The 21,374-nt window shown below is 54.6% G+C and carries 15 protein-coding genes and 3 tRNA genes; 10 read left to right on the top strand and 8 right to left on the bottom strand.

Features of this window, described 5'->3' with window-relative positions; all coding sequences use genetic code 11:
* Positions 1-59 precede the first annotated feature (59 nt).
* From ptrA to recD, 3 genes are read left to right on the top strand one after another with little or no spacing between them, the layout of a single operon-like run.
* Entirely contained in the window at positions 60-2,948 is a 2,889-nt protein-coding gene (ptrA, locus tag AC2FCQ_RS17370; protein WP_490308802.1) for a pitrilysin, read from the top strand.
* On the top strand, positions 2,945-6,505 hold the full coding sequence (recB, locus tag AC2FCQ_RS17365; RefSeq protein ID WP_490308766.1) for an exodeoxyribonuclease V subunit beta: 3,561 nt from the start codon (positions 2,945-2,947) through the stop codon (positions 6,503-6,505). Before ptrA ends, recB begins: the two co-directional genes overlap by 4 nt.
* Positions 6,502-8,352 (top strand): exodeoxyribonuclease V subunit alpha, encoded by a 1,851-nt coding sequence (gene recD / locus AC2FCQ_RS17360; RefSeq protein ID WP_404760867.1) that lies wholly within the window; start codon positions 6,502-6,504, stop codon positions 8,350-8,352. The genes recB and recD overlap by 4 nt, the downstream gene beginning before the upstream one ends.
* A gap of 31 nt (positions 8,353-8,383) precedes the next feature.
* Here recD and argA read toward each other — a convergent pair whose 3' ends face one another.
* Positions 8,384-9,709: an amino-acid N-acetyltransferase gene (gene argA, locus AC2FCQ_RS17355; protein ID WP_209639819.1), complete on the bottom strand. Its 1,326-nt coding sequence runs from the start codon at positions 9,707-9,709 to the stop codon at positions 8,384-8,386.
* A 240-nt stretch (positions 9,710-9,949) separates the two neighbouring features.
* On the opposite strand from argA, the gene amiC reads away from it, so the two are divergent.
* A complete protein-coding gene (amiC, locus tag AC2FCQ_RS17350; protein WP_209639822.1) occupies positions 9,950-11,203 on the top strand; it encodes an N-acetylmuramoyl-L-alanine amidase AmiC in 1,254 nt (417 codons plus the stop codon).
* Positions 11,204-11,303: 100 nt separating this feature from the next.
* Here amiC and AC2FCQ_RS17345 read toward each other — a convergent pair.
* The 3 genes from AC2FCQ_RS17345 to AC2FCQ_RS17335 all read right to left on the bottom strand — a co-directional run bounded on the left by AC2FCQ_RS17345 (position 11,304) and on the right by AC2FCQ_RS17335 (position 11,659).
* Positions 11,304-11,380 (bottom strand) — tRNA-Met (locus AC2FCQ_RS17345).
* Positions 11,381-11,444: 64 nt separating this feature from the next.
* Positions 11,445-11,521: transfer RNA gene (locus AC2FCQ_RS17340), tRNA-Met, on the bottom strand.
* Positions 11,522-11,582: 61 nt separating this feature from the next.
* A tRNA-Met gene (locus AC2FCQ_RS17335) sits at positions 11,583-11,659 on the bottom strand.
* Between the two features lie 213 nt (positions 11,660-11,872).
* Here AC2FCQ_RS17335 and mltA point away from each other — a divergent pair.
* Positions 11,873-13,015, top strand: coding sequence for a murein transglycosylase A (gene mltA, locus AC2FCQ_RS17330; protein WP_404760916.1), 1,143 nt, complete (start codon positions 11,873-11,875; stop codon positions 13,013-13,015).
* An 88-nt stretch (positions 13,016-13,103) separates the two neighbouring features.
* Positions 13,104-13,910, top strand: a complete 807-nt coding sequence (gene tcdA, locus AC2FCQ_RS17325) for a tRNA cyclic N6-threonylcarbamoyladenosine(37) synthase TcdA (protein ID WP_012146512.1) — start codon at positions 13,104-13,106, stop codon at positions 13,908-13,910.
* On the opposite strand, the gene csdE is transcribed toward tcdA, so the two are convergent.
* Both csdE and csdA read right to left on the bottom strand, forming a co-directional pair.
* Positions 13,901-14,335, bottom strand: coding sequence for a cysteine desulfurase sulfur acceptor subunit CsdE (gene csdE, locus AC2FCQ_RS17320; RefSeq protein WP_265556474.1), 435 nt, complete (start codon positions 14,333-14,335; stop codon positions 13,901-13,903). The genes tcdA and csdE overlap by 10 nt on opposite strands.
* Positions 14,336-14,353: 18 nt before the next feature.
* Positions 14,354-15,559 (bottom strand): cysteine desulfurase CsdA, encoded by a 1,206-nt coding sequence (gene csdA / locus AC2FCQ_RS17315; protein ID WP_490309077.1) that lies wholly within the window; start codon positions 15,557-15,559, stop codon positions 14,354-14,356.
* A gap of 196 nt (positions 15,560-15,755) precedes the next feature.
* Between csdA and AC2FCQ_RS17310 the strand changes: the two genes are divergently transcribed.
* The 4 genes from AC2FCQ_RS17310 (at position 15,756) to rlmM (ending at position 18,835) form a co-directional block, all read left to right on the top strand.
* On the top strand, positions 15,756-15,980 hold the full coding sequence (locus AC2FCQ_RS17310) for a YgdI/YgdR family lipoprotein (RefSeq protein WP_209639831.1): 225 nt from the start codon (positions 15,756-15,758) through the stop codon (positions 15,978-15,980).
* A 392-nt stretch (positions 15,981-16,372) separates the two neighbouring features.
* Positions 16,373-17,290: a transcriptional regulator GcvA gene (locus tag AC2FCQ_RS17305; protein ID WP_020828381.1), complete on the top strand. Its 918-nt coding sequence runs from the start codon at positions 16,373-16,375 to the stop codon at positions 17,288-17,290.
* A 53-nt stretch (positions 17,291-17,343) separates the two neighbouring features.
* Entirely contained in the window at positions 17,344-17,739 is a 396-nt protein-coding gene (locus tag AC2FCQ_RS17300; RefSeq protein WP_209639834.1) for a DUF423 domain-containing protein, read from the top strand.
* Positions 17,732-18,835, top strand: coding sequence for a 23S rRNA (cytidine(2498)-2'-O)-methyltransferase RlmM (gene rlmM / locus AC2FCQ_RS17295; protein ID WP_490309076.1), 1,104 nt, complete (start codon positions 17,732-17,734; stop codon positions 18,833-18,835). Before AC2FCQ_RS17300 ends, rlmM begins: the two co-directional genes overlap by 8 nt.
* Positions 18,836-18,921: 86 nt before the next feature.
* Here rlmM and xni read toward each other — a convergent pair whose 3' ends face one another.
* Both xni and ppnN read right to left on the bottom strand, forming a co-directional pair.
* Entirely contained in the window at positions 18,922-19,677 is a 756-nt protein-coding gene (xni, locus tag AC2FCQ_RS17290) for a flap endonuclease Xni (protein ID WP_490309075.1), read from the bottom strand.
* A 156-nt stretch (positions 19,678-19,833) separates the two neighbouring features.
* A complete protein-coding gene (gene ppnN, locus AC2FCQ_RS17285; RefSeq protein ID WP_209639837.1) occupies positions 19,834-21,198 on the bottom strand; it encodes a nucleotide 5'-monophosphate nucleosidase PpnN in 1,365 nt (454 codons plus the stop codon).
* Positions 21,199-21,374: the final 176 nt, after the last annotated feature.

Raw genomic sequence — 21,374 nt, 5'->3', positions numbered from 1 at the left:
TACGTCGTCAACGTCAGGGATTTGCCGTGACGGCGTCAGAATAGGGGTTCATTTTGGATATACGCAGACAGTTGGCCCGCATCACCGGGTTAGTATTATTGGTTATGTTTTGGGCACCGTTGAGTTGGGCTGCACAGGGATGGCAACCGCTGGCGGAGAAGATCAACAAAAGCGATCACGATCCCCGTCAATATCAGGCGATCAAGTTGGCGAACGGTATGACCGTGCTGCTGGTTTCAGATCTTCAGGCACCTAAATCGCTGGCGGCGTTGGCGCTGCCGGTGGGGTCGTTGGAGGATCCAAATAGCCAGCTTGGGTTAGCGCACTACCTGGAACACATGGTTCTCATGGGGTCAAAGCGCTACCCGCAGCCAGAAAACCTCTCGGAGTTCCTGAAGAAGCATGGCGGTAGCCATAACGCCAGCACGGCGTCTTATCGCACCGCATTCTATCTGGAAGTGGAAAACGACGCCTTGGCCCCGGCGGTAGACCGCATGGCGGACGCCATCGCCGAACCGCTGCTGGATCCGGGTAATGCCGACCGTGAGCGTAATGCAGTCAATGCCGAGTTGACCATGGCACGTTCACGCGACGGTATGCGCATGGCGCAGGTCGGGGCAGAGACGCTGAACCCGGCTCACCCGAGCGCGCGTTTCTCCGGTGGCAACCTCGATACCCTGAAAGATAAGCCAGGCAGCAAATTGCACGACGAGCTGACGGCATTCTACCAACGTTATTATTCCGCTAATTTGATGATGGGGGTGCTTTACAGCAACCAACCATTGCCGGAGTTGGCTGAACTGGCGGCCAAAACTTTTGGCCGCGTGCCTAACCGTAACGCCACTGTGCCGCCGATAGATGTCCCGGCAGTGACCCCTGAACAGCAGGGCATCATTATTCACTATGTGCCGGCTCAACCGCGTAAGCAGTTGAAAGTAGAGTTCCGCATTGACAATAACAGCGCTGAATTCCGCAGTAAGACCGACACCTATATCGGCTACCTGATTGGTAACCGTAGTCAAAATACCTTGTCTGACTGGCTGCAAAAGCAAGGGTTGGCGGATGCCATCAATGCCGGGGCTGATCCGATGGTGGATCGCAATGGCGGCGTATTCTCGATCAGTGTGTCGCTGACGGATAAAGGCTTGGCCAAGCGTGACGAAGTCGTTGCCGCGATTTTCAACTACTTGAAAATGCTGCGTACAGAAGGCATCAAACAAAGCTATTTTGATGAGATCTCCCACGTACTGAATCTGGATTTCCGCTATCCGTCGATCACCCGTGATATGGATTACATCGAATGGCTGGTGGATACCATGGTGCGGGTACCTGTAGAGCATACGCTCGATGCCCCTTACCTGGCCGACCGCTATGACGCCAAGGCAATTGCCGAGCGCCTGGACGCCATGACGCCGCAAAATGCGCGTATCTGGTTTGTCAGCCCGAATGAGCCACATAACAAAATGGCTTATTTCGTCAATGCGCCTTATCAGGTGGATAAAATTACCCCGCAGCGTTTTGAGCAGTGGCAGCAATTGGGTAAAGGGATCAGCCTGTCGTTACCTGCTTTGAACCCGTATATTCCGGATGATTTCAGCCTGAACAAGCCTTCGCACGAGTTTAAAAAACCGGAGATGGTGGTCAACCAACCGGGGCTGCGGGTGTTGTATATGCCAAGCCGCTACTTTGCCGACGAGCCAAAGGCCGACGTCACGGTGGCGTTCCGCAATGCGAAAACCATGGATTCAGCACGCAATCAGGTGCTGTTCTCTTTGACCGACTATCTGGCGGGGATTTCGCTGGATCAGCTGAGTTATCAGGCTTCGGTTGGCGGGCTGAGTTTCTCGACTTCGCCAAACAACGGGCTGATGTTTAACGCCAACGGTTTTACCCAGCGCTTGCCACAGTTGCTGACTTCGCTGATCGAAGGGTATTCAAGCTTCACGCCGACGGAAGACCAACTGACGCAAGCCAAATCCTGGTATCTGGAGCAGTTGGATTCGGCGGAGAAGGGCAAAGCCTTTGAACTGGCCATTCAACCGGTGCAGATGGTCTCTCGTGTTCCTTACTCCGAACGCAGCGAGCGCCGTGAGGTGCTGAAAACCCTGACGCTGAAGGACGTATTGGCTTACCGCGACAGCCTGTTGGCGGATGCAACGCCAGAACTGCTGGTGGTGGGGAATATGAGTAAGCAACAGGTGGATACCCTGGCCTCAACGCTGAAGCATCGCTTGGGGTGTACCGGCGTTGAATGGTGGCATGGCGAAGACGTTGAAGTGGCAAAAAAACAGTTGGCCAATCTGCAACGTGCGGGCAGCAGCACTGACTCAGCGCTGGCAGCGGTGTATGTACCGACCGGCTACGATGAAGTGACAGGTATGGCATACAGTTCACTGTTAGGCCAAATTATACAGCCCTGGTTCTACAGCCAACTGCGCACTCAGGAACAACTGGGTTATGCCGTCTTTGCCTTCCCAACGTCAGTGGGCCGGCAATGGGGGATCGGTTTCCTGCTGCAAAGCAACAGCAAGCAGCCAGCATACCTTTACCAGCGCTATCAGGATTTCTATCCGAAAACCGAGAAACGCCTGCGTGAGATGAAAGAAGCCGACTTCGAACAGTACAAGCAGGCGATGATCAACGAGCTTAAACAGCGCCCGCAAACGCTGAGCGAAGAGGCTGGCCGTTTTGCCAATGACTTTGACCGCGGCAACTTTGCGTTTGATACCCGCCATAAGCTGATTGAGCAGATCAAACAATTGACGCCGACTAAACTGGCAGATTACTTCCATCAAGCGGTGATCCAGCCGCAAGGCTTGGCTGTGCTGTCGCAGGTCAGCGGCAGCGGTCAAGAAAAAGCGGATTACGCGGTCCAGCCGGATTGGGTAACTTATCCCAATGCGTCTGCATTGCAGAAAACCTTACCGCGTAAGGTGGCGACACCATGACTGAGACGGCCCCGCAGCGGCTTGACCCACTCACGTTGCCGCTGTTTGGCGAGCGACTGATAGAAGCGTCGGCGGGGACCGGCAAGACCTTTACCATTGGTGCGCTGTATCTGCGCCTGCTGCTTGGCCTGGGCCAGGCAGCGGCCTATCCGCGCCCATTGACGGTTGAAGAAATCCTGGTGGTGACCTTTACCGAGGCGGCCACCGAAGAATTACGCGGACGTATTCGCAATAACATCCATGGGCTGCGCATAGCCTGTGTGCGCGGTAAAGGCGCTAAATGTGACAACCCATTGTTTGTCTCATTAATGGAAGAAATTGAAAATCTTCCGGATGCCGCCGCGCAATTGCTGGCTGCCGAACGTCAGATGGACGAAGCAGCGATCTACACCATCCACGGTTTTTGTCAGCGTATGCTGGCCCACAATGCTTTCGAGTCCGGCATTCTGTTTGAGCAAACTCTGGTGCAGGATGAGCTGCCGCTGCGCCGCCAGGCCTGTGCGGACTTTTGGCGTCGCCACTGTTATCCGTTACCGCTGGGCGTCGCGCGTGCGGTGAGCCAGGAGTGGAGTGGGCCGGAAGCCTTGCTGGCCGATCTTTCCGGCTATCTGCACGGTGAAGCGCCAATGCTGCGCCGACCGCCGAAGGATGAAGAAACGGTGCTGATGCGCCATGAGCAGATTGTGGCACGCATTGACGCTATCAAAGCGCAGTGGCTGGCGGCAGCGGGCGACTTTGAGGCGTTGATCGGTCAGTCCGGTGTTGATAAGCGCAGTTATAGCAGCAAGCATCTGCCCAACTGGTTGCACAAAGTCGGTGAATGGGTCGTGCTGGAAACCCAGGACTATCAACTGCCGAAAGAGCTGGATAAATTCCGTCAGTCGGTACTGCTGGAGAAAACCAAAAAAGGCGAGCCGCCGCGCCATGCCTTGTTCGTGGCGATCGACGAACTGTTCGATGAACCCCTGACGCTGCGTGATTTGATCATGGCGCGGGCGCTCAGTGAGATACGTCAGTCTATCCAGCAAGAAAAACGCCAGCGTGCCGAGCTGGGGTTCGACGACTTGCTAAGCCGCCTGGATAGCGCATTGTGCAGCGAAGGCGGCGATCGGCTAGCGCAAGCAATCCGCCAGCGTTACCCGGTAGCGATGATCGATGAGTTCCAGGATACCGACCCACAGCAATACCGCATCTTCCAAAAACTCTATGTTGGCAGGCCGGAATGCGGCCTGTTGCTGATCGGTGACCCGAAGCAGGCGATTTATGCCTTCCGCGGTGCCGACATTTTTACCTATATGCGTGCTCGTTCAGAGGTAAGTGCCCACTACACCCTTGAAACCAACTGGCGTTCGTCACCGGCGATGGTGAACAGCGTTAACCATCTGTTTACTCAGGTGGAAAAACCTTTCCTGTTTGGCCAAATTCCCTTTATCGAGGTTGCCGCCGCTGAGAAAAATCGGGGGTTGGCATTTGAGCTACAAAACCAGGTTCAGCCGGCGATGCAGTTCTGGCTGCAACAGGGGGAAGGTGTTGGCGTTAGTGAGTACCAACAACTAATGGCGCGCCTGTGCGCGACGCAAATCCGTGACTGGCTCAGTGCCGGGCAAAACGAACAGGCCTGGTTGGTGAAGGGCGATAAACGGCGTACGGTGCAGGCATCGGATATTACCGTGCTGGTGCGTAGCCGCAATGAGGCGGCGTTAGTTCGCGATGCGCTCAGCGCACTGGCGATTCCCTCGGTGTATCTGTCCAACCGCGACAGCGTGTTTGATACACCAGAGGCCAAAGACTTGCTGTGGCTATTGCAAGCGGTGTTGGCTCCTGAACAGGAGCGCACGCTGCGCAGCGCCATGGCGACTGGGCTGATGGGGCTGGATGCTCCGGCGCTGGACGGTTTGAACCACGACGAACGCGCCTGGGATAAATTGGTTGATGAGTTTGATGAATACCGCTCGCTCTGGCTACGCCGGGGCGTGTTGCCGATGCTGCGTGAGGTGATGAAACGGCGTCATTTGGCAGAGAACTTGCTGGCCAGTCTCGGTGGTGAGCGCCGTTTGACCGACGTTATGCATTTGGGCGAACTGTTGCAAGAGGCCTCCGCACAGCTCGACAGCGAACATGCGCTGGTGCGTTGGTTGGCGCAGCAGATTGCTCAACCCAATCGCCAATCTGACAACCAGCAGTTGCGGCTGGAAAGCGACCGGCATCTGGTTCAGGTGATCACCATCCATAAATCCAAAGGGCTGGAGTTTGATCTAGTGTGGTTGCCGTTTGTCGGTAATTTCCGCCAGCAGCAGCAGGTGTTGTACCACGATCGCCAAAGCTTCCAGGCTTTGCTTGACCTTGATGCTAATGAAGAGAGTATCGAATGGGCAGAGGAAGAGCGGCTGGCGGAAGATTTACGCTTGCTATACGTAGCGCTGACCCGTTCGGTGTACCACTGCAGCATCGGCATTGCACCTTTGATTCAGGGCACGCGTAAGAAACAGGGCGATACCGATTTACACCGCAGTGCGCTGGGTTATCTGGTACAAGCCGGTCAGGCCGGTGATGCGGACTATTTACAGCGATGTTTGCAACGGCTTGCCGGGGACGGTGTCGCGCTGTCGTTGGTCGGCACCTTGGATGAACAGCCCTGGCAGCCGCAAACGGTGGCCTTGAGCGAACTGGCGGCTAAGGATTTCTCACGTCAGGTACAGGATTTCTGGCGGGTAACTAGTTATACCGGTTTACAGCAACATGGCGCGGGCCTGATGCAGGATTTATTGCCACGGTTGGATGTCGATGCCGCAGGAGAGCAAGCGCAAAGCGGTGAGCCAGCGCTCACACCGCACACCTTCCCACGTGGTGCTACCCCCGGGACTTTCCTGCACAGCCTGTTCGAAACCCTCGATTTCACCCAACCGCTTGATGAACAGTGGTTGCTTGAACAACTGCAACAGCAGGGCTTTGCCGAACATTGGCAGCCGATACTGCTGGCGTGGATGCAAGTGTTGTTGAACACCCCACTTAATGATGCCGGTGTCGCACTGTCGGCGCTGGCACCTCAGCATAAACAGGCAGAACTGCAGTTTTATCTGCCGATCGAGCAGCTGTTGCAGGCGCGTGAGTTGGATAAGCTGGTGAAAAGTTATGACCCGCTTTCTGCCCGCTGTCCTGAGTTGGACTTTCAACAGGTGCAGGGGATGCTGAAAGGGTTTATCGACCTGGTATTCTGCTGGCAGGGGAGATATTACCTGCTGGACTATAAATCCAACTGGCTGGGTGAAGACAGCAGTGCCTATACCCAGCCAGCAATGGCGCAGGCGATGGCGGAACATCGTTACGACTTGCAGTACCAGCTATACACGCTGGCGCTGCATCGCTATCTGCGCCATCGATTGCCGGATTATGACTATCAGCGTCATTTCGGAGGGGTGATTTATTTATTCCTTCGCGGTGTAGATGCGCAGCATCCAGGCAATGGGATTTTCGCCTGCCGCCCGGAGGCGAAATTGGTGGAAGGTATGGACCTGTTATTCCGCGGCGAAACCATTGCGGCGGAGGATGCATCATGATCACGTTATTGGAGCAGGCGCAGGCGCTTGGCGTGTTGCGCCCGCTTGACCTGCAGTTTGCCCGAGTGGTGGCAGGGGACGATGAGCCGGATATTCTGCTGGCTGCCGCCTGCCTCAGTGCAGAGGCCGGGTCTGGGCATGTTTGTCTGATGCTGGAGCAACTGCTGCCGGAAAATCTTTTTGACGGGCGGCAGCCTGAATTGGCACAGGCCGTGTGGCTGGCGGCAGGTCAGTTGGATATTGTCGGTTGGCAACGGCGCCTCTCTGCCTGTGGCGCCGTGGGTGATGGCACTACTGCAATGCCGATGGTGTTGCAGCAGCAGCGCTTGTACCTTCAGCGGATGTGGCAGAACGAAGGTGAGGTTGCTGCGTTTATCAGCAGCGATAGCCTCCATCAGCCCGTTGAAGAAGCAGAGCTGCGCACCATTCTTGACCGCCTGTTCGGCGAGGCGACAGATGAACCGGACTGGCAGAAAATTGCTGCTGCCGTGGCGGCAACACGGCGCATCGCGGTCATATCCGGCGGGCCGGGCACCGGTAAGACCACCACGGTCGCCAAACTACTGGCGGCACTGGTGCAACTCGCCGAGGGGCGTCGTTTGCGTATCCAGCTGGCGGCGCCCACCGGTAAAGCGGCGGCTCGTCTTACTGAGTCGCTCGGCAGTGCCAGCAGGCAATTAATGCTAACCCCAGAGCAGCGTGCCCTGTTCCCCACAGAAGCCTCTACGCTTCATCGCCTGTTAGGCGCTCAGCCCAACAGTCAGCGCATGCGTTATCATCGTGGTAACCCCCTGCATTTGGATGTGCTGGTCGTCGATGAGGCCTCAATGGTCGATTTGCCCATGATGGCACGTTTGATAGCCGCTTTACCTGCCCAGGCACAGGTGATTTTTTTGGGTGACCGTGACCAGCTCGCCTCGGTAGAGGCCGGGGCGGTTCTGGGGGATATTTGTCGTTTTGCCGAACAAGGTTACAGCGTTCCGCGAGCCGAACAACTTTCGCGCCTGACCGGCTGTTTATTACAGGGGCAAAGTGCTCAAGCTGAGGCGGCAGTGCGCGACAGCTTGTGCCTGCTGCGCAAAAGCTACCGCTTTGATGCCAACTCGGGTATTGGCCAATTGGCGTTTGCGGTGAACTCGGGTGACGGTAAACGTGCGTTGGCTACGCTCGGCGGCAGTTTCAGCGACGTTATCGGGTATCCGTTGGCGGAAACACAAGACTACCCGCTGTTACTGGATGCCTGCGTAGCAGGTTACCGTGATTACCTGCGGCAGGTCACCGAAGGCGCAGATGCCGTGGCAGTGCTTGCAGCTTTTGGCCGTTTTCAGGTTTTGTGCGCGCTGCGAGAAGGGCCATTTGGTATTACCGGATTGAACGAACGTATTGAGACAGGATTGCAACGCGCCGGTCTGATTCGCCGTAAACCCGGTGCTGCGGGGCGCTGGTATCCGGGGCGTCCGGTGATGATTGGCCGTAATGACAGTGCGTTAGGGCTGTTTAACGGTGATATTGGTATTGCCTTACGGGATGTTAACGGCGAACTTCGCGTTCACTTCCAACTGCCAGATGGCAGTATTAAGTCGGTACAACCGAGCCGTTTACCGGCACATGAAACCGCCTATGCGATGACGGTACATAAGTCCCAGGGCTCGGAATTTGACCACACAGTGCTGGTGCTGCCTAATCACTTTATGCCGGTATTGACGCGTGAATTGGTCTATACCGCGATAACCCGCGCACGCAGGCAACTTTCGTTATATGCCACCGATGCGGTTCTGACACGGGCGATCCGCACGCCAACACAGCGCCGCAGTGGGTTGGCTGAACGGTTGCAGATCAGGGTGTAAATGGGGCGCAGCATGCTGCGCCCACAAAGGATTACAGATCCGCCAGTAGGATCTTGGAGCGGCGCTGGTAGTTGTATAGCGCCTGTTTCTCGACGGGTAGCACGTCGACGTCTGCCGGCGTGAAGCCTCTCTCCTGGAACCAGTGAATGCTGCGCGTGGTTAGCACAAACAGTTTATGTAAGCCCATCTGCCGTGCCTGGCTTTCCACTCGCTGTAGTAACATTTCACCGCGCGATGAGCTGCGATAATCGGGGTGAACCGCAACGCAGGCCATTTCACCGATCTTTTCTTCAGGGAATGGGTATAGCGCAGCGCAGGCGATGGTCAGGTTATCGCGTTCGATAATAGTGAACTTGTCGATCTCCATCTCTAATTGCTCACGTGAGCGACGAACCAAAATACCTTGCTGTTCAAGCGGGCGGATGAGCTCGAGGATGCCGCCGATATCGTTAATTGTCGCCCGGCGTACCTGTTCAGCACTCTCCATGACGATCTGGGTACCGATACCGTCGCGCGAGAACAGCTCTTGCACCAGTGCACCGTCTTCCTGATAACTGATCAGGTGGCTGCGACGCACGCCGCTGCGGCAGGCTTTTACTGCGCCACGCAGGAAGCGCACGGTGCCGGAATGGTAGTCACCAGTCTCTTCAAGTTCTTCGATGCGTTTCTGCGCATCATTGGGGAACAGTTCGGACAGGATATTGCCTTGTTGATCGGTGACCCCTTGAGAAGAGCAGAAGCCGATCATTTTCTCGGCCTTCAGTTTGATGGCTAACTGGGTTGCCACTTCTTCTGACGTCAGATTAAAGCTTTCGCCGGTGACGGAAACGGCGACCGGGCCAATCAGCACGATAGCGTTGCTGTCGAGCTGACGGTGAATGGCCTCTTCATCAATACGACGGATACGACCGCTGTGGCAGTAGTCTACGCCGTCATCAATTCCCAGTGGTTGGGCAATGATAAAATTACCGCTAACCACGTTAATATGCGCACCCTGGAGCGGCGTGTTGTTAAGGCTCATCGACAACCGGGCGGTGATGTCCAACTGCAACAGGCCTGCAGCCTGTTTCACCAACTCAAGCGTGTGAGCGTCGGTGACGCGGGTATGCTTGTGATAAATCGGTTCTAGATTATGCTGCGCGAGGTTGGCATCGATCTGCGGTCGTGCACCATAAACCACCACCAAACGAATACCAAGGCTATGCAGCAGCCCGATATCGTTGACGATGTTGGAAAAGTTCTCATGTTCTATGGCTTCCCCGCCAAGCATGACGACAAACGTCTTGCCGCGGTGGGCGTTGATATAGGGAACTGAGTGACGGAATCCTTGGACCAGCTCTGTACTACGTTCCTTCACGGCCAAACCTCATTTGCATATTTATACGATATTTTTGTATTTTTATTCTTTTCTGGTCCTGATGGCAAGTACGAAATTGTCTCTCTTCCTTTGCTAAGGGCGCTGAATCGTTAATAAATTGAAAAACCATAAAAAGATTTTCTGATGACAGCGCCGGAATGATTGGTTAAAGTTTTCGGCATTCCCGTTTTACTGGTGTTTTTTTCATCTGTTTTAATCTGTTATCACTGCTGGAGTCGCATGCCAAACTCAAATCACAATCTGGGCCGCCGTCGTTTATTACAGGGGGTTGCCGCAAGCTGGTTGCTGAGTGTGAGTCGCGTAGGTATCGCTGCTTCATCGCACGTCATTGCCGTACGCGTCTGGCCTTCCTCCACCTATACCCGGGTGACGCTCGAATCTAACGTTGAATTGAAATACAAACAGTTTGCGCTGACCAATCCCGATCGCGTGGTGGTGGATATTGAAGGCGTGCAACTCAACAGCGTGTTGAAGGGTATTGTCGGTCAAGTGCGTGACGACGATCCCTACCTGAAGCAGGCGCGTGTTGGGCAGTTCGATCAAAATACCGTCCGCTTGGTGCTGGAGCTAAAACAGAGCGTTAGCCCACATATGTTTACGCTGGCACCGGTACCGGAATATCGCAATCGTCTGGTAATGGATTTGTATCCGAGTAAGGGCGGTAGCGGTGAAGACTATGATCCACTGCTGGCGTTACTGGAAGATTACAACAAGGGCGATCTTGAGCGTACTTTGCCGGCGGAGGCACCACAGGCCGGTAAGGCAGGGCGTGACCGGCCTATTGTCATCATGCTGGATCCTGGGCATGGGGGGGAGGATCCCGGTGCCATTGGCAAATTCAAGACGCGTGAAAAAGACATCGTGTTGCAGATTGCGCGGCGACTGAGCACGTTAATCAAACGCGAGCCGAATATGAAAGTCTTTATGACGCGCAATGAAGATGTCTTTATTCCGCTGAAGGTGAGGGTGGCTAAGGCGCGCAAGCAGCGTGCTGACCTGTTTGTGTCAATCCACGCAGATGCTTTTACCAGCCGCGCCGCACGCGGCTCGTCGGTCTTTGCTCTGTCGACCAAGGGGGCAACCAGCTCGGCGGCGAAGTTCCTGGCACAAACCCAGAATGAATCGGACCAAATCGGTGGGGTAAGTAAAAGTGGTGACCGCTACCTGGATCACACCATGTTTGATCTAATCCAAACCGCGACCATCAATGACAGTTTGAAATTCGGCAAGGAAGTGCTGAACCGGATGGGGAAAATTAACCGTTTGCATAAGAATCGTGTCGATCAGGCCGGTTTTGCCGTATTAAAAGCACCGGATATCCCATCGATCCTGGTTGAGACCGCGTTTATCAGCAACATAGAAGAAGAGCGTAAGCTGCGTACCACCCATTTCCAGCAGCAGGTGGCGGAATCTATTCTTGCGGGCATCAAGGCCTATTTTGCCAACGGTGGGGCAGTAGCGCGCAGAGGATAACCTAAAAGCAGAAACGGCTGGGCTGATGCCCGGTCGGTTTTTGGCGGATTTTAGATACAAAAAAACACCCGTTAAGGTGCTTATCTGTAGTCATTAAGATTGGTTGCGGAGGCCGGATTTGAACCGACGACCTTCGGGTTATGAGCCCGACGAGCTACCAGGCTGCTCCACCCCGCGTCCGTCTTAATGCTTGTATTATCGAAACCAACATTTCATAAGATACCGCTGGTACAGTATCTGTTGGTTGCGGGGGCCGGATTTGAACCGACGACCTTCGGGTTATGAGCCCGACGAGCTACCAGGCTGCTCCACCCCGCGTCCGTATAATACTTTTTCATCGAATCCAACATTTAATTGATACTGCTCTTGCAGTATCGGTTGGTTGCGGAGGCCGGATTTGAACCGACGACCTTCGGGTTATGAGCCCGACGAGCTACCAGGCTGCTCCACCCCGCGTCCGATGGAAGCGCACTATACTCTCCGTGCATTTTGTTGCAACCCTTTTTGCATTTAATTGAACTAAAACGGCCTTTCTGGTGGATTAGTCCGCAATTTGCGGTCTTTTTCATCGTTATCCGCCGTGGGGCTTTTTTTATTTGCAGCGATTCCTTTATCTATGGGCGTTTGTTATCGTTCGCCGGTAGATCATATCAGTTGAGAGTGTGCGTGATGAAAGGACGTTGGGGCAAATACCTGCTGGGCGGGTTAGTGGTAGCGGTACTGGCAGGCTGTTCGTCTAAGCCGACTGACCGGGGACAGCAATATAAAGATGGCCGTCTGGATCAGTCTCTGGAGCTGGTGAACCAACCTAACGCCAAGGGCGTACCGGTGAATGCCAGGGATTACGCAGATCAACTGATGGAGATTAAAAACGCCTCTCCTTCACTTTTCAATCGCAACAACACGACGTTTCAGGCCGTACAACGTTGGATGGCCTCTGGCGCTGACACGCGCAGCCTGAACCAATACGGCCTCAGCGCCTACCAAATGGAGGGCGTGGACAACTACGGTAATGTGCAGTTTACCGGTTACTACACCCCGGTATTGCAGGCGCGCTATACCCAACAGGGCGAGTTCCGCTACCCGCTGTACCGCATGCCGCCAAAAGGAAAAGGCCGCTTGCCCGATCGCGCAGGCATTTATTCAGGTGCGCTGGATGACCGCTATATTGTGGCGTACACCAACTCACTGATGGACAACTTTATGATGGAAGTCCAGGGCAGTGGCTATGTGGATTATGGCAATGGTCAGCCGTTGGTGTTCTTCGGCTATGGTGGCAAGAACGGCCATGCTTACCGCAGCATTGGTAAAGTGCTGATTGACCGCGGCGAAGTGGCGAAGGCGGATATGTCGATGCAGGCGATTCGTCAGTGGGCGGATACCCACAGCGCAGCAGAAGTGCGTGAGTTGCTGGAGCAAAACCCTTCCTTTGTCTTCTTCCGTCCGGAGGCTTTTGCGCCGGTTAGGGGCGCCAGTGCTGTGCCACTGATTGCCAAAGCCTCGGTGGCGTCCGACCGTTCGTTGATCCCGGCAGGCACCACGCTGCTGGCAGAAGTGCCGCTGCTGGACAACAAGGGTAAATTCACGGGAAAATATGAGATGCGCCTGATGGTGGCTCTGGATGTGGGTGGGGCGATTAAAGGCCAGCACTTTGACATGTACCAGGGTATCGGGCCAGATGCCGGTCACTCGGCAGGTTTTTACAACCACTATGGCCGCGTTTGGGTGTTGAAAGGCGCCAATGTTAACGCGCCGTTGTTTACCAGCCAGAGCGGTTCCACGTCCGGTGGCTCGCTGTTAGTCACCCGCTAACGGCTCTGGGTGATACAGAAATAGATTGACCCGCAAGGGCCGGACATTCCGGCCCTTATCATTTGCAATGTTAAGGTATTGAAGCGTTATGAGCACAGCCTATTCTGAAGCCTACCTGCAGCGTTTTGGCGGCACGGCACGTTTGTACGGTCAGCAGGCATTGGCACTGTTTGCCCAGGCGCACATTTGCGTGATTGGCATCGGCGGCGTGGGCTCTTGGGCGGCAGAGGCACTGGCGCGCACCGGAATCGGTGCCATCACACTGATTGATATGGATGATGTCTGCGTCACCAACACTAACCGCCAGATTCATGCGCTACGCCAGCATGTCGGTCAGTCAAAAACGGAAGTGATGGCGGAACGTATTTTGGCGATCAACCCAGAGTGTCGGGTGACGTGCATTGACGACTTTATTACTGCCGACAATGTCGCAGAGTTGCTGAATAACAATTTTAGCTATGTCATTGATGCGATTGACAGCGTGCGGCCGAAGGCGGCACTGCTGGCCTATTGTCGCCGTTACAAGATCCCCGTGGTTACTACCGGTGGTGCCGGTGGCCAGATAGATCCTACCCAGATTGCGGTAGTCGACTTGGCGAAAACCATTCAGGATCCGTTAGCCGCCAAATTGCGTGAACGGCTGAAAAATGACTTCAACGTGGTGAAGAACAGCAAGGGTAAGCTGGGTATTGACTGCGTGTTTTCGAGTGAACCCCTGGTTTACCCGCAGCCGGATGGCAGCGTTTGTGCGTCGCGGAGTACCGCGGAAGGGCCAAAAAGAATGGATTGCAGTGCAGGGTTTGGTGCGGCAACGATGGTGACCGCCACCTTTGGCTTTGTCGCTGTTTCCCATGCCCTGAAGAAGATGGTAGCAAAAGCCGCGCGTCAGGCGTAGCGAGCGGCCATCGTCTTCACGGCGCCAGCCAGAGCCTCCAACCCGCTGGCGCGGGTGGCGCTGAGCTGGGCACGCAGTGCAAGCTGCTCAAACAGCGCCAAGGGATCCATTGCCACGATTTGCTGTGGCGTTTTTCCTTCGACCGCCGTCAACAGCACCGCCAGCAGGCCGCGTACGATGCGGCCTTCGCTGTCACCATAAAAGTGCATGGTGCCGTCCGCCAATAGCTGATGCCCCAGCCAGACCCGGTTCTCACAGCCACTCAATTCCATTTCCGCTGCACGTAATGCTTCTGGCAGCGGCGGTAATTGCTTCGCCAGCATGATCAGTTGGCGATAGCGATCTTCCCACTGTTTCAGCGCGGTAAACTTCTCGGTTAATGCCTCGGCGGTTATTTCATGGCCAAAGGGATGGGGGGCAAGCATAGTCTCTCCGGGAGTCATTTAGTCGGCCAGCAGGTCGATGGCGCTCTGCAGTGCGGCCACCAGGGCATTGACGTCTTCCCGGGTGTTGTAAGGCGCAAAAGAGGCACGTAGCGTCCCGCTGACCCCCAATGCCGCCATGAGCGGCTGAGCGCAGTGCTGACCTGCACGCACCGCGATGCCTTGTTCTGCCAGCAAGGTGACGATATCACTGTGGTGGATACCGGCAATATCAAACGCCAACAGGCTGGAGCCAGAACAACGGAAGCTGCGGAACCCCGGCAGTTGCGCCAACTGTTTCTCTGCCAGATCGGCCAGTTCGCGGCTGTAGTGCTCAGCTGCCGCCATATCCTGATTGCCCAGCCATTCCAGCGCTGCGGCCAGCCCTAACACACCCGCGATATTTGGCGTACCGGCTTCAAAACAGTGTGGGGGTTTTTGCGGCGTGAAACCGTCGAATGACGCCAGCGTTAACATCTTGCCGCCCCCTTGCCAGGGGGCCATCTGCGCCAATAATTCACTTTTACCGTACAGTGCGCCAATGCCGGTCGGGCCATAGAGCTTATGCCCAGAGAAGGCGTAAAAATCTATGTTAAGTTGCTGAACGTCGGCCGGGCAGTGCACGATACCTTGTGCGCCGTCGATCATCACGCGTGCGCCGACGCTGTGGGCCAAATCTATGGCGTGTGCCAGATCCGGGCAACCGCCAGTGACGTTGGACATCTGTCCCAAAGCCAGCAGGCGGGTTTTATCGCTGAGCAGGCTCGGTAATTGTGTAAGATCGGGTAACGAGTCTGCGCCAAGCGGCAATTTCACCACGCGTGCGCCGGTTTGTTCAGCCACCATGAGCCAGGGAATCAGGTTGGCGTGGTGTTCGGCCTCGCTTACCAGGATTTCGTCACCCGGCTGCAAGCGCGGGCGCGCATAACTTTGCGCCACCAAATTGATGGCTTCAGTCGTACCCCGGGTCCAAATAATGTCATCGGCTGACGGAGCATTCACAAGCTTGGCGACTTGCTGACGAGCCTGTTCGAAACGCAAGGTCAGATCTTGCGCCGCGCGATGTTGGCTGCGGTGCACGGTGGCAGCGTCGTCACGGTAAAACTGCTGCGTAGCGTTGATGACCGCCAAGGGTTTCAACGCGGTGGCGGCGCTATCAAGATAAATACCCGCTTGTTGCAAAGCAGGAAACTGATTACGAAAAGCGATGGGGTTAAAAGGTGTCATACCCTGATTGTCACTGGCTTGAGTCAATGGTTGATCCTGTCTTATTTTATCGCCAGAGACAAGCTATCCCGCATATTAGGATTCATCGGCTGGAAATTATGGGTAAGTTTGTTATGCTGTTAGGTGCGCACTAAGTCATGACGTTAAATAATATAAAAGGTTTTTTACAGCATTTAAAACTACAAAGGAGTCCACAATGAAGAAAACAGCCGCAGTTATCTCTGCCCTGATGCTAACGTTTACCCTGGCAGCCTGTTCCAGCAACTACGTGATGCAGACCAATGATGGACGTACCATTGTCGCTAAAGGAAAGCCCGCGTTGGATAATGATACAGGCATGATCCGCTATAAAGACGCCAATGGCGTTGAGCAGCAGATCAACCGTTCAGACGTGAAGGAAATGGTTGAAAGCGACCAGTAACGTCGGTCAAAAGCGGGTAAAAAAAAGCACCGCAAAGATTGCGGTGCTGCATAAAATCACTATGGACAGACAGGGTAAATGTACAGGAAGTGAAAAAACAGTAGCTTAGCTACCACGTCTGGATTGCCAGACAATTTGCAAACACAACATCACAACCACAAGCCAAAAGTTCATCGATGTCCTCGACACCCAATTCCTTTTCGTTCCGGCCCGGGAAGTGCCGCCACTATAGGTATTTGCTGGCGCATGCTCAACGGACAATTTATAATGGCTCGGATTAAAAAAACTAATGGTAGCGCTTTGCTGTCCTGTGCCTATTGCACGGCAGACAACGCCGCTTGATTTTTTATGCCGAATCATTCGGAATATTGTTACACAAAAGTAGCTAATAAATGTCTAAACGCTTACCACCTCTTAATGCGCTGCGGGTCTTTGACGCGGCTGCCCGTCACCTGAGTTTTACCAAAGCGGCTGAAGAGCTGTTTGTCACCCAGGCTGCGGTGAGCCACCAGATCAAGTCGCTGGAGGACTTCCTTGGCCTGAAGCTGTTTCGGCGTCGTAATCGCTCTCTATTGCTGACGGAAGAAGGGCAAAGTTATTACCTGGATATCAAGGAAATCTTCTCCTCAATCAATGAGGCGACGCGTAAGTTGCAGGCGCGTAGCGCCAAGGGCGCATTAACCGTCAGTTTGCCCCCGAGTTTTGCTATTCAGTGGTTGGTGCCACGACTGTCCGGCTTTAACTCAGCTTATCCGGGAATCGATGTGCGAATCCAGGCGGTGGACCGCGAAGAAGACAAGTTGGCGGATGATGTCGACGTAGCGATTTTCTATGGTCGTGGTAACTGGACGGGGTTACGTGCCGAACGTTTATACGCGGAATACCTGCTGCCGGTATGTTCACCGAGCTTACTGACTGGGGAACATGCATTAAAAGTGACGAGCGATCTGGCTTATCACACGCTACTGCATGATACTTCCCGCCGCGATTGGTTGGCATATACGCGCCAACTGGGGTTACAACACATTAATGTGCAACAAGGCCCGATTTTTAGCCACAGCGCCATGGTGGTTCAGGCGGCAGTACATGGGCAGGGGATTGCGCTGGTAAATAACGTGATGGCGCAGACCGAGATTGAAGCCGGAAGGTTGGTTTGCCCGTTTAACGATGTTTTAGTCAGTAAAAATGCTTTTTATCTGGTATGTCATGACAGCCAGGCAGAACTGGGTAAAATAGCCGCCTTTCGTCAGTGGATCCTGGCACGCGCAGCCAGCGAACAAGAAAAGTTCCGCTTTCGCTACGAACAATAAGGCAGGCCGCCATTTTATTGCTGCCCGCTTTCTTTAAATAAAGGTAAATAACGATGAGCAGTCGTTCAATGCTGATTTTTGCCGCTATCAGTGGCTTTGTATTTGTTGCTCTGGGCGCGTTTGGCGCACACGTATTAAGTGGCACGTTAGGCGCTAACGAGATGGTTTGGATCCGTACCGGTCTGGACTACCAAGGGTTCCACACTCTGGCGATCCTGGCGTTGGCCGTGGCGATGCAACGCCGCGTTAGCCTGTGGTTTTATTGGAGCGGGGCGCTCTTGGCGCTCGGCACTGTACTGTTCAGCGGCAGCCTGTACTGTCTGGCGCTGTCACACCTGAAGGTCTGGGTTTATATCACGCCGGTTGGCGGCATGTGTTTCCTGATCGGCTGGGCATTGATGTTGATTGGCGCTTTGCGTCTGAGGAAAAAGGCCGAGCGCCATGAATAGACTTGCGTTGTATTGCCGTCAAGGCTTTGAAAAAGAGTGCGCGGCGGAAATTACCGCCAAGGCAGCTGAACTGGAAGTGTTTGGTTTTGCCAGAGTAAAAGATAATAGCGGCTACGTGCTGTTTGAATGTTATCAACCGGATGACGCCGATCGCCTGGCACGGGAAATTCCGTTCCGCGAACTGATCTTTGCCCGCCAGATGCTGGTGGTTGGCGAGTTGCTGCGTGATTTACCGCCGGAAGATCGCGTATCACCGATTGTTGGCATGCTGATCGGTGCGGTTGACCGTGGTGGTGAGCTACGTGTTGAAGTCCCTGACACCAACGAAAGCAAAGAACTGTTGAAGTTTTGCCGCAAGTTGACGGTACCGTTGCGTTCTGCAATGCGTGAACAGAAGGTGTTGATGGCGCGTGAAAACGCAACCCGTCCCGTGGTCCACGTGTTCTTTATTGCGCCGGGTTGCTGCTATGTCGGCTATTCCTTCAGCAACAATAATTCACCGTTCTACATGGGGATCCCACGTCTTAAGTTCCCATCCGATGCGCCAAGCCGTTCTACGCTGAAGCTGGAAGAGGCATTCCACGTATTTATCCCTGCCGATGAGTGGGATGAACGTTTGGCCAGTGGCATGCATGCGGTCGATCTGGGCGCCTGTCCGGGCGGTTGGACCTATCAATTGGTGCAGCGTAGCATGATGGTACATGCGGTAGATAATGGCCCAATGGCGCCGAGCCTGATGGATACCGGTCAGGTAACGCACCACCGCGCCGATGGCTTCCGGTATGAGCCTTCCAGCAGCAAGATTTACTGGCTGGTGTGCGACATGGTGGAGAAGCCGGCGAAGGTGACGAGCTTGATGATTCAGTGGCTGGTGAAAGGGTGGTGCCGTGAGGCAATCTTCAACCTTAAACTGCCGATGAAAAAACGCTACGAAGAGGTGTCGCAGAACCTGTTGTCCATCAAAGAAGCCTTGGACTCGGCGGGTATCAGCTCAGAAATCCATGCCAAGCAGCTGTACCACGATCGTGAAGAGGTTACGGTGCACGTTCGCCGCATGTGGTCAGCCGTGGCTGGCCGTCGCGACGAGCGTGAATAAGAACGCTGCCGGCACTAATCTTATACCCTAAATCATTCGAGTTGCAGGATCTAATACCCCTGCAGTTTGAAGTATGACGGGTATCGTTAAACCGGTAACCGCAGTTGCTGCAGGTTGCCGGTTAACACCAGATCGGTTCGTAGCGTCGCCACCTTTTTACTGATATAAGCCATTTCGCGGTGCTGCTGCAGTTTACCGCGCCATTTCTCCGGCACCTGTTCCAGACTCTGATATAACCCATCAAGCGAACCTGCCTGCTGTAACAGCAATACCGCCGTTTTCGGTCCGATGCCGGCTACGCCAGGGATCTTGCTGCTGCTGATCCCCGCCAATCCCCAGTAATCTGACAGCTGCTGTGGCGATACCCCAAACTCCTGTTGCACAAATGGCATATCCAACCAGCGTTTTTGGAAGTAGTCACGGATTTGCACACTTGGTGCCAACAGTTGGCAATAACCTTTGTCGGTGGACACAATAGTTACCTGATGACCGCCGCCAGCGATCTTGGCCGTCAGGGTTGCCGCCAGGTCGTCGGCTTCATTGCCGGGCGAGTGCCAACAGGCGACGCCAAGGGCGGCGAACGCCTGACGAAGCTGCGGCATTTCCTGCTGTAAATCCGCCGGCATCGGCGAACGGCCTGCCTTATAGTCGGGCAGGATTTGGTGACGCCAGCTTTCACTACGATCGTCTTCGTCGAACACCGCGACCGCGTGGGTTGGGCGGCTGTGCTGGATCAACTGTTGCACCGCATGTTGGCAGGCAGTCACGCAGGGGGAACCCTGCACGGCGTGAATGCGGCGGATGAGGTTTAGGGCGTCGACAATCAGTAGGTGTATATACACGTTATCCTTCACGCTGGTTCTTTGTTGGCTGCCTTCACTCACCCCGGTCACACAGTTATCTATGCTCCCGGGGATTCACTCTGTTGCCGCCTCGATGCAGCTTAAATGATTTCGTGTATCGGCAGCGTTCGCGGTTAAAAATGAGGCCTGGTTGAACTAGGCGACGATTTCGTAGCAGGGAACATAAGCGGTGCCGGGAAGCTTCATGCGATGTTGGGCGACAAAGCCCTGCAGCAGGCTGTCCATTTGCTTCATCATCTGCGGTTCGCCGTGTAGCTTGTACGGGCCAAACTGCTCAATAGCATGAATGCCATTTTCCTTCACGTTACCGGCTACAATACCGGAAAATGCGCGACGTAGCGCAGCTGCCAATTGTTCGGCAGGCTGATCCGGGTACAGGTTGAGATTGGCCATATTTTCGTGGCTCGGCTCAAACGGCAATTGCAGATCGGGTGCGATACGGATTGACCAGTTAAAGCTGTAGGCATCGCCGGTATTACGGCGGTTCTCTTTCACCAATGGCATGGCTTTCTTCATCTGACGTGCGACCTCGGCCGGATCGTCGATGATAATGGTGTAATGGCGGCGAGCTTCTTCGCCTAAGGTGTTCTTGATGAACTCGTCCAGCACACGGAAATAGTCGGCGCTTTCTTTCGGCCCGGTGAGGATCAGTGGCAATACCTGCTCGCTGTTCTCCGGGTTCATCAAGATCCCCAGAAGATACAGCAGTTCTTCCGCCGTGCCGACGCCGCCCGGGAAGATGATAATACCGTGAGCGATACGCACAAAGGCTTCCAGACGTTTTTCAATGTCTGGCATGATCACCAGTTCATTAACCAGTGGGTTAGGCGGTTCGGCGGCGATGATTGAGGGTTCGGTCATGCCGATAAAGCGGCTGTTATAGTAGCGTTGTTGTGCATGGCCTACCGCGGCGCCTTTCATCGGTGCTTCCATGGCACCCGGTCCGCAACCCGTGCAGATGTTCAGCTCGCGAAGGCCGAGTTGGCTACCCACTTTACGTGCGTACAGGTATTCGTTTTCGTTGATCGAATGGCCGCCCCAGCACACCACCATATTAGGATCTTCATCGAGATGCAGCGCACGGGCGTTGCGCAAGATAGAGAACACCAGGTTGGTAATATGGGCCGAGTTTTCCAGGTTCAGATGCTGGAAACGGCCAGCGCTATCTATTTGTCCGTGAACGAATAAGATGTCACGCAGTACCGCAAACAGGTTGGCTTGCAGCGACCGGATAATTCTGCCATCAACAAAGGCTTCTTCCGGTGGATTCACCAGCTCAAGTTTGACGCCGCGCTCACGACGCAGCACGTTAATATCAAAGCTTTCGTAACGCGACAGCAGCTGTTTGCTGTTGTCGGTCTGGCTGCCGGAATTCAAGACGGCCAGCGAACAGTTGCGGAATAGGCGGTAAAGATCGCTGCTGGCGGTGCGCTTTAGCATGTCCACTTCCAGCTGCGACAGCAAATCCATAGAGCCAAGTGGGCTGATGTGTGTAATCAAGGTAACTCCTTTGCTCCCGGAATGGGGCAGTAGTAATCCATACGCAGCAGAACAGCATTTCGTTATTGTTAGCGCACTGCGGCAGACCCGACCGGAATGCCCGGTGCTCCTGATTTAACCTTACCGCCGTCCCTTATTTTTTACCAATACAAACCGCTCGTTAGCTCAGTTGTTGA

The organism is Serratia sp. CoH_134_PS_4 (assembly GCF_058190535.1).
The sequence above is the reverse complement of the archived record's forward strand: the minus strand, read 5'-3'. Positions and strand labels throughout refer to the sequence as shown.

Coding starts and splice junctions, on each gene's coding strand:
- recB (WP_490308766.1), top strand. CDS start 2,945: ATGACTGAGACGGCCCCGCAGCGGCTTGACCCACTCACGTTGCCGCTG.
- recD (WP_404760867.1), top strand. CDS start 6,502: ATGATCACGTTATTGGAGCAGGCGCAGGCGCTTGGCGTGTTGCGCCCG.
- amiC (WP_209639822.1), top strand. CDS start 9,950: ATGCCAAACTCAAATCACAATCTGGGCCGCCGTCGTTTATTACAGGGG.
- mltA (WP_404760916.1), top strand. CDS start 11,873: ATGAAAGGACGTTGGGGCAAATACCTGCTGGGCGGGTTAGTGGTAGCG.
- tcdA (WP_012146512.1), top strand. CDS start 13,104: ATGAGCACAGCCTATTCTGAAGCCTACCTGCAGCGTTTTGGCGGCACG.
- csdE (WP_265556474.1), bottom strand. CDS start 14,335: ATGCTTGCCCCCCATCCCTTTGGCCATGAAATAACCGCCGAGGCATTA.
- csdA (WP_490309077.1), bottom strand. CDS start 15,559: ATGACACCTTTTAACCCCATCGCTTTTCGTAATCAGTTTCCTGCTTTG.
- AC2FCQ_RS17310 (WP_209639831.1), top strand. CDS start 15,756: ATGAAGAAAACAGCCGCAGTTATCTCTGCCCTGATGCTAACGTTTACC.
- AC2FCQ_RS17305 (WP_020828381.1), top strand. CDS start 16,373: ATGTCTAAACGCTTACCACCTCTTAATGCGCTGCGGGTCTTTGACGCG.
- AC2FCQ_RS17300 (WP_209639834.1), top strand. CDS start 17,344: ATGAGCAGTCGTTCAATGCTGATTTTTGCCGCTATCAGTGGCTTTGTA.
- rlmM (WP_490309076.1), top strand. CDS start 17,732: ATGAATAGACTTGCGTTGTATTGCCGTCAAGGCTTTGAAAAAGAGTGC.